The 8142-nt window shown below is 68.9% G+C and carries 7 protein-coding genes; 4 read left to right on the top strand and 3 right to left on the bottom strand.

Translation table 11 applies throughout. The features are described from left to right. Positions 1–474: 474 nt before the first annotated feature. On the bottom strand, positions 475–1167 hold the full coding sequence (locus tag ABTZ94_RS34490) for an iron-dependent transcriptional repressor DtxR (protein WP_351206909.1): 693 nt from the start codon (positions 1165–1167) through the stop codon (positions 475–477). A 210-nt stretch (positions 1168–1377) separates the two neighbouring features. Between ABTZ94_RS34490 and ABTZ94_RS34485 the strand changes: the two genes are divergently transcribed. Continuing rightward, a complete protein-coding gene (locus ABTZ94_RS34485; protein WP_351206908.1) occupies positions 1378–2133 on the top strand; it encodes an SIS domain-containing protein in 756 nt (251 codons plus the stop codon). Between the two features lie 89 nt (positions 2134–2222). Here the strand turns inward: ABTZ94_RS34485 and ABTZ94_RS34480 are convergent, their stop codons facing one another. Beyond that, a complete protein-coding gene (locus ABTZ94_RS34480) occupies positions 2223–3269 on the bottom strand; it encodes a fatty acid desaturase family protein (protein WP_351206906.1) in 1047 nt (348 codons plus the stop codon). A gap of 353 nt (positions 3270–3622) precedes the next feature. On the opposite strand from ABTZ94_RS34480, the gene ABTZ94_RS34475 reads away from it, so the two are divergent. Both ABTZ94_RS34475 and ABTZ94_RS34470 read left to right on the top strand, forming a co-directional pair. Further along, the gene (locus ABTZ94_RS34475; protein ID WP_351206904.1) at positions 3623–4858 is read left to right on the top strand and encodes a sensor histidine kinase; all 1236 of its coding nucleotides are present in this window, start codon (positions 3623–3625) and stop codon (positions 4856–4858) included. Continuing rightward, entirely contained in the window at positions 4846–5490 is a 645-nt protein-coding gene (locus tag ABTZ94_RS34470; RefSeq protein WP_351206902.1) for a LuxR C-terminal-related transcriptional regulator, read from the top strand. The genes ABTZ94_RS34475 and ABTZ94_RS34470 overlap by 13 nt, the downstream gene beginning before the upstream one ends. A gap of 120 nt (positions 5491–5610) precedes the next feature. Here the strand turns inward: ABTZ94_RS34470 and ABTZ94_RS34465 are convergent, their stop codons facing one another. After that, entirely contained in the window at positions 5611–6186 is a 576-nt protein-coding gene (locus tag ABTZ94_RS34465) for a TetR/AcrR family transcriptional regulator (RefSeq protein ID WP_351206900.1), read from the bottom strand. A gap of 109 nt (positions 6187–6295) precedes the next feature. Between ABTZ94_RS34465 and ABTZ94_RS34460 the strand changes: the two genes are divergently transcribed. After that, on the top strand, positions 6296–7903 hold the full coding sequence (locus ABTZ94_RS34460) for an MFS transporter (protein WP_351206898.1): 1608 nt from the start codon (positions 6296–6298) through the stop codon (positions 7901–7903). Positions 7904–8142 lie beyond the last annotated feature (239 nt).

The following is an 8142-nucleotide window of genomic DNA, read 5'->3' as shown; positions in this document are numbered from 1 at the left end:
CCGGGGCCCTCTGCCGTTCGGGGCCCTGTGCCGTTCGGGGCCGTCTGCCGTTCGGGGAGCGGTCGTTCGGGGAGCAGTCGTTCGAAGAGGAGCGACCGACGCCGGAACGCCTTCGCGGGCGGCGGGCACGGGTTTCGCGGGCGGCGGCACGTGATGTGCGGGCGGCGGCCTTGGCTTCGTGGGCGGCCGGGGCGCGATCCACAGGCGGCCGGGCGCGGGTCGTGGGCGGCCGGGGCCACGGCAGCGACCTCCCGGTGCAGTGCCGGACGTGCCGGACATGCCAGTACGACGGGCGCATGCTCCTGCTCCCTCCCCGACCGCGCGACCAGGTGGCCGACACTCTCAGGTATGCCTCAGCCACAGCCTGGCACGCGATCCGCCCCGGCGCTGCGATTCCGGGTGGAAAAACGGAAAGCGGACGTTACGCTCAGCGCCCTGCCGGCACTCGGCCGGGCGGCGCTCGTCAGCGGCCCGTCAGCGCTTGGCCACGAACACATGCGAGGCGATCTCGGCGTCCAGCTCCGCCGCCTCGCCACTGCTGCCGACCAGCACTCCGCCGGGCGACTGGGTCACGCTGACCACGGAGCCGGGCTGAACACCCGCCCGCCGCAGCGTGTACATGAGCTGGGCGTCCGTCTGGATCGGCTCGCCGATCCGGCGCACGACCACCGTCTTGCCCTCGGTGCCCGGGTCGAGCTCCGACAGGCTCACCATGCCCTCGTCGATGAACGGGTCGGCCTCGGCCTTCTCGCCCAGCTCCTCCAGGCCCGGGATCGGATTCCCGTACGGGGACTCCGTCGGGTGGCGCAGCAGCTCCAGCACCCGCCGCTCCACGGCCTCGCTCATCACATGCTCCCAGCGGCATGCCTCGGCGTGGACCTGCTCCCACTCCAGGCCGATCACGTCGACGAGCAGGCACTCGGCGAGCCGGTGCTTGCGCATGACGCGGGTCGCGAGGCGGCGCCCCTCGTCGGTCAGCTCCAGGTGGCGGTCACCCGCGACCTGCACCAGACCGTCGCGCTCCATGCGCGCCACCGTCTGGCTGACCGTCGGACCGCTCTGGTCCAGCCGTTCCGCAATACGGGCGCGCATGGGGACCACACCTTCCTCTTCGAGTTCGAGGATGGTGCGGAGATACATCTCCGTGGTGTCGATCAGTCCGGACATTCGTGCCCCTCGATGCTGTGACATGAAAAACGTCGTGCGCTGGCCCTCCCCCAATTCTGACGCATACCGCTGACAACCGTGCCGTGCCGACCGAACACCGTGGAGCGGAGCGGCGCGGTCGGTATTGACAGGCCACTGGTCCAGACCGCAACGTGATCCGCGGCACCGACACCCCACGGACAATCCTCCCCGCCGGAAAGGGCCTCCTCGATGAGTGACAGCAAACTGGCCGGTCAGTTCTTCGACGCAGCGATCGGCCTGCTGGAGCGCGTACGCGACGAGGAGTCCGGCAACATCGCGGCCGCCGGTGCCGCGATCGCCGACACCGTCGCCGCGGGCGGCAGGCTCTTCACCTTCGGCGCCGGGCACTCCTCGCTCGCCGCGCAGGACGTCGTCTACCGGGCGGGCGGACTCGCCCTGATGAACCTGCTGACCGTGCCGGGGACGGTCGGCGTCGACGTCATGCCGGCGACCCTCGGCTCGGCCCTGGAACGGGTCGACGGGCTGGCGGGCGCGGTGCTCGACTCCAGCCCGGCCAGGGCGGGCGACGTCCTCGTGATCATCTCGCTCTCCGGGCGCAACGCGCTTCCGGTGGAAATGGCGATGAATGCGCGGGCGCTCGGCCTGAAGGTCATCGGCGTCACTTCGGTGGCGTACGCGGACGGCACCCGGTCCCGGCACAGCTCGGGCGGCTTCCTGCGGGACCACTGCGACATCGTGCTGGACAGCAAGATCTCCATCGGCGACGCGGAGCTGACCGCCGACGGGATCGAGGCACCGTTCGCGCCCGCTTCGACGGTCGTCACCAGCGCGGTGATGCAGGCGATGATGGCCGCCGCGGCGGAGCAGCTCGTGGAACGCGGGGTGGAACCGCCGTTGCTGCGGTCGGGAAACGTCGACGGCGGACATGAGTGGAACGGGCGCGTCACGACGGAGTACGCGGACCGGATCTTCTACCGGCACTGAGAACGGTTGGTCACACCGTACGCGTCCATCGGTGTACGGCCGCCCGGGGCGGCCGTACACCGATGAGTCGTCCGGGGGCGTCTCCGGCCTCAGCCGGCCTCGCGGATCGGCTCGCCGGTGCGGTGCAGGTGGCGGAGGATCTCGCTGTACGACTTGAGCAGGCCGACCTCGTAGTAGGGGATGCCTTTCTCCGCGCAGAACTCCATGGTGATCTGCTGGGCACGGCCCAACGCGGGGCACGGCATGCTCGGGAAGAGGTGGTGCTCGATCTGGTAGTTCAGTCCGCCCATGAGCACGTCCGTGAGGACGCCGCCGCGTACGTTGCGGGACGTCAGCACCTGGCGGCGCAGGAAGTCGAGCCGCATGTCCGGGGTCACCATGAGCATGCCCTTGTGGTTGGGCGCGAAGACGCTGCCCATGTAGATGCCGAGGAGCGCCTGATGAACCGCGATGAAGGCGAACGCCTTGCCGGGAGACAGCGCGGCGAAGACGAGGCCGAAGTATGCGACGAAGTGGGCGACGAGCAGGGCGCCTTCGAGGAACGGGCGCTTCATCGTGGGGCTGCGCAGTGCCTTGAAGCTGTTGAAGCTGAGGTTGAGGCCCTCCAGCGTCAGCAGCGGGAGGAAGAGGTAGGCCTGCCGCCTGCCGATGAACTTCGCCACGCCCGTGGCGAAGCGCGCCTGGCGCTGGGACCACACCAGGATGTCGGGGGCGACGTCCGGATCCCGCTCCTCGTGGTTGGGGTTGGCGTGGTGGCGGTTGTGCTTGTTCATCCACCAGCCGTAACTCATGCCCATGCAGAGGTTGGCGGCGATCCGGCCGCCGATCTCGCTTGCCCGACGGCTGCTGAAGACCTGCCGGTGTGCCAGGTCGTGGGAGAGCAGGCCAACCTGTGCGAATACGACGGCCATGACCGCGGCCAGCACCAGTTGCAGCCAGGTGTCTCCCAGTGCGAAGAGGGCGACCCCGCCGCCGACGAAGGCCAGGCCGACGAGGGTGAACCGCACCGCGTAGTACACAGCGCGCCGGTCGAGCAGCCCTTCGTCGGTTATACGGCGGCTCAGTTGGGCGAAATCACTGCCGCCGGTCGCCTTGGCCGACGGTGCTTCCGTCGCCATCGCAAGTTCAGTGGTCATGCCTCGAAGTCTGGGCCACGGGAAGCCGCGCCGGAACCTGGGTAAGCCCCCTCTCCAAGGGGGAGAAAACCCTACTTCCCAGCGGTGATCGGCGTACGGCCCCACCGGCGACGACTAATGTGTTCGAAGGGTTCACCCCTTCATCACCGAGACCGGGTGCGGGGCCCGCACGCCGGTCACTCGTACACCGCGTGCGGTGTTCTGCCGAGATCGCCCATCCGGGCCCTGAAGAGCGGGACTTGTACGTGCGGACTACTCACTGGCCGGGTGCGATACATGCGGTCCGCCGGCGTGGCCGTCAAATATGTCCCTGGCTGCGTGCCGATTTCCGCCCCTGGCTGAGCACCGGTCTGGTGGCCGCCAGACGAGGCCTTGCTCTTTCCATCGTCTCGCAGCTGGGCTGCTATCCGCTGGTGATCCTTTCGGTCGTGTCACTGTCGCTGATCCCGCTGGGCGTCGGGATCCTCACGTTGCCGATCATCACCGTCGCGGTGCGGAACCTGGCGGATCTGCACCGCCGTTTCGCCGGCGAGTGGTGCTCGGTCCCGATCGCCTCGCCCTACCGTCCGCACACGGACCAGAACTTCGAGCCGCTGGATCTGCCCAGCAGTCTGCGCCGCACGCGGTCCCTGCTCACCGATCCGGCGACCTGGCGCGACCTGCTGTGGATGACGGCCAACATACCCGTCGGCCTGCTGGCCGGCCTGTTGCCGGTTTGGATGATCGTCTACGGCATCCACGGGGTGGTGGCGACTCCGCTGTTCTGGCCGCTGATGGACGACACCTACGGATACGCGCTGACCTGGCCGGTGCACAGTACGTACACGTCGGTCCTGGCCTTCTTCCAAGGGCTGGCTTTCCTGTTCTTCGGCTTCTGGTCGGGAACACGGCTGCTGCGGCTGCATTCCCGGTTCACGCACAGACTGCTGGCGCCGACCGAGAAGACCCTGCTCTCGCTGCGGGTGGCACAGCTGACCGAAACCCGCTCCGAGGCGGTGGACGCGCAGGCGGCCGAGCTGCGCCGGATCGAGCGGGATCTGCACGACGGCGCGCAAGCCCGACTGGTGGCGGTCGGGCTCAAACTGGGGCTGGCCGACCAGGCGTTCAAGGAGGACCCCGCCACCGCGTACCGGCTGCTGCGGGACGCCCGCAAGGCGAACAGTCAGGCACTGGCCGAGCTGCGGAACCTGGTCCGCGGCATTCATCCCCCGGTCCTCGCCGAGCGTGGTCTCGACGGCGCCATCCGGGCCCTGGCGCTGGACCTGCCGATCCCGGTGGAGGTCGACAGCGATCTGCCGGGCCGGCCTCAGGGCCCGGTGGAGTCCACCGGATATTTCGCGGTCGCCGAGACACTCACGAATGTGGTGAAGCACAGTGGGGCCGTCTCGGCGTGGGTGCGGCTGCGGCACAGTGACGGGTTGCTGTCCGTCACCGTCGGCGACGACGGGAGCGGCGGGGCGGTACTCAGGACGGGCGGCGGACTCCACGGACTCCAGCGCCGGCTCGCCACGTTCGACGGAACTCTTGACCTCGACAGCCCGGTGGGCGGACCCACCACCGTGACCATGGAGATGCCATGCGTGTTGTGATTGCCGAAGATCTCGCCCTCCTCCGGGAGGGCATCATCCAGTTGCTGACGGCCAACGGCTTCGAGGTCGTCGAGGCGGTGGACAACGGCCCCGACCTGCTGCGGGCGTTGCTCGAACACCGGCCGGACGTCGCGGTCGTCGACGTGCGGCTGCCGCCGACCTTCACCGACGAGGGGCTGCAGGCGGTGACGAAGGCACGTAAGCAGGTGCCGGGTCTTCCGGTTCTGGTGCTGTCCCAGCATGTGGAGCACCTGTACGCGCGGGAGCTGCTCTCCGACCACCGCGGCGGCATCGGTTATCTGCTCAAGGACCGGGTCTTCGAGGTGAGTGAATTCGTCGACTCCGTACGGCGGGTGGCGGCCGGCGGGACAGCGATGGACAGCTTGGTCGTGTCCCAGCTGCTGAACAAGACGTCCGCACAGGAGCCGATGCAGTCGCTCACCGGACGGGAACGAGAGGTGCTGGGTCTGATGGCCGAGGGCCGGAGCAATGCCGCGATCGCCCGGCAGCTGTACATCTCCGAGAAATCGGTGAGCAAGCACACCAACAGCATCTTCGCGAAGCTCGGTCTGGCGCAGTCGTGCGACGACAATCGGCGGGTGCTGGCCGTGCTCGCCTCGCTCAACCTCTGAACGGGTCCGGCGGGTCGGCGCTGCCCGACCCGACCGGCTGCCCGGAGTTCCTCCACCCGGCGCGGAGATGACGTCGGCCACGGGCCGCACCCGCACCCGCGAGCTGCCGACACCCCCTGCTCATCCGGCGTCTGCCGCTTTGACGAAAAGCCGCATCGCCTGCGCCAGTTCGGCCCCCGAAGGGGAGCCCTCCGGGTCGAGCAGCCACTGAAGACCGAGGCCGGAGATCACGGCGAGATGGAAGGAGCCGACAGCTCGCTCCGCCTTCTCGTCACTCACACCGGCCGTTTCCAGCCTGAGCGGCAGCGCGAGATTCATCCGTGCCCGTTCATAAGCCTCCGCGAGCTGCTCACGCAACCCGGGTACCCGATTGGCCTGGGCAAATGCCTCGATGCCGGCTAGCAGCAGCGGCCGGTGCGAGACGAAGAAGCCTGACACCCGCTCCCACGCCGCGTCGAGGTTGACGGGTTCCGCCCGTGCGGTGTCGGCCAGGAGATCCCTGAGCTCGTCCCCCCACTCTTCGAACGACTCCATCACAGCCTCACTGAGCAAGGCCTCCTTCGAACCGAAGTGGTAGCCGATCGAGGCAAGACCGACGCCCGAGGCGGCAACGATGTCGCGGGCCGTCGTCCGGGCGTACCCCTTCTCGTAGAGGCATTTCTTGGCACCTGCCAGCAAGTCTTCGCGATTTCCCACGGCGCCACCGTAACCCGGCTCATACGTCCGTCCGGAACAAGCGTCCTATACAAGCATCTAGGACTTCCGTACTAGACGAACGTATAGGACGTGCGTATGCTGCACCGCCATGAACGCAGACACGCAATCTGCCGACCGGAAGGCCTGGACCGGCCTTGCCGTTCTGGTACTTCCCGTCCTGCTCGTCTCCCTGGACATGCACGTCCTGTCCTACGCACTGCCCTTCATCAGCAACTCGCTGGAGCCGAGCAGCTCGCAGTTGCTGTGGATCTTCGACATCTATCCGCTCATGCTGGCCGGCCTGCTGCTGACGATGGGCACGCTCGGAGACCGGATCGGCCGCCGGAAGCTGCTCATGTTCGGCGCCGCCGCGTTCGGCACCGCCTCCGTGCTGGCCGCGTACTCCACCAGCGCGGGCATGCTCATCGCGACCCGTGCGCTGCTCGGTGTCGGTGGCGCGACCCTGATGCCCTCGACGCTCTCCCTGATCCGCAACATGTTCCACAACGCGGAAAAGCGCAGGGTGGCCATCGCGGTGTGGACCGGCGCGTTCGCCGGTGGCGCCATGCTCGGCCCGCTGATGGGCGGCGCGATCCTGGAACACTTCTGGTGGGGCGCGGTCTTCCTCGTGAACCTGCCGGTCATGGCGCTGCTGATCGTGCTGGCCCCGCTGATGCTCCCCGAGTCCCGCGACCCGAATCCGGGCAGGTTCGACCTGGTCAGCGCGGTGATGTCGCTGGGGGCCATGCTCCCCACGATCTACGGCGTGCAGCACATCGCCCAGGACGGTCCGAGTCGGCTGCCCGTCTCGGCCATCCTGGTCGGCCTGGCCGTCGGATACGCCTTCATCCGCAGGCAGCGTTCACTGACCGAGCCGATGCTCGACGTCAAGCTGTTCGGCAACCGTGGCTTCACCGCGTCGATCGCCGCCAATACGCTGGGCGTCTTCGCGATGGTCGGCTCCAGCCTCTTCACCATCCAGTACCTCCAAATGGTGGCGGGCGTGCGCCCGCTGGTCGCCGGTCTGTACGCACTTCCGGCGGCCGGCGCCGCGATGACGGCCGCCGCGCTGGCCCCGCGGCTTGTCCGCAAGGTCCGTCCCGCGTTCGTCGTCGGGCTCGGCCTGCTGATCGGAGCCGCCGGGTTCGTCGTCCTGGGCCGGCTGGACGGCGGTTTGGGAGTCGCGGCACTGGTGGCGGGCACGGCGACGATGGCCGGCGGCATCACGCTGGTTCTGACCGTTTCCTCGGACATGATCATCGCCACCGCCCCACCGGAGAAGGCGGGCACCGTCTCCGGACTCTCGCAGATCGCCACCGAGTTGGGCGGCGCGCTCGGCATTTCCGTACTGGGCAGTGTCGGCACGACCGTCTACCGGGCCGATCTCAAGGACAGCGCCCCCCAGAGGCTGGAGGCCTCTGCCCTGGACTCGGCGCGCGACACACTCGGCGGCGCACTGGACACGGCAGGCCGACTGCCGGACGAGCTGGGCCGGGAGCTGGCCGCGGCCGCGCGTGAGGCTTTCACCCATGGTCTGCAGGTGGCGATGTACACAGCCTCCGGGCTGCTCGTCCTGATGGCGGTCCTGGCCGCCGCCCTGCTGCGCAATGTCCGGCTGGGGAAGCAGGCGCCCGTCACGAGGCCGGTGGCGGCCCATCGGGCGGGCCGGGCCCAGCCGCGGCACCGGACGGACGAGCACGAGTCCCTGAACAGGTGATGACGCATCGGCGGTGGCGGCCGCCGCAGGAGTGAGGCCCGGCACCACCACGGGTGCCGGGCCGAGCGGGGGCGCACACGCTCATGTGCGGAGCCGCGGAACCGGCGGGCCGGGGCCCCAGGCCCCGGCTCCCGTGAAGGCGTAACGACCTCCCCCACGATAGGGAGCGGATCAGCGAGCGGCGTCGTGCGGCTTCGATTGCAAGGCGGAGGAAGGAAGCGGATGGGGCCTCCCCTGGT

Origin of the sequence: Streptomyces sp. NPDC002785 (assembly GCF_040295565.1) — a bacterium.
Classification (GTDB): domain Bacteria; phylum Actinomycetota; class Actinomycetes; order Streptomycetales; family Streptomycetaceae; genus Streptomyces.
Note: the sequence above shows the minus strand (reverse complement) of the source record. Positions and strands in the feature narration are given on the sequence as shown.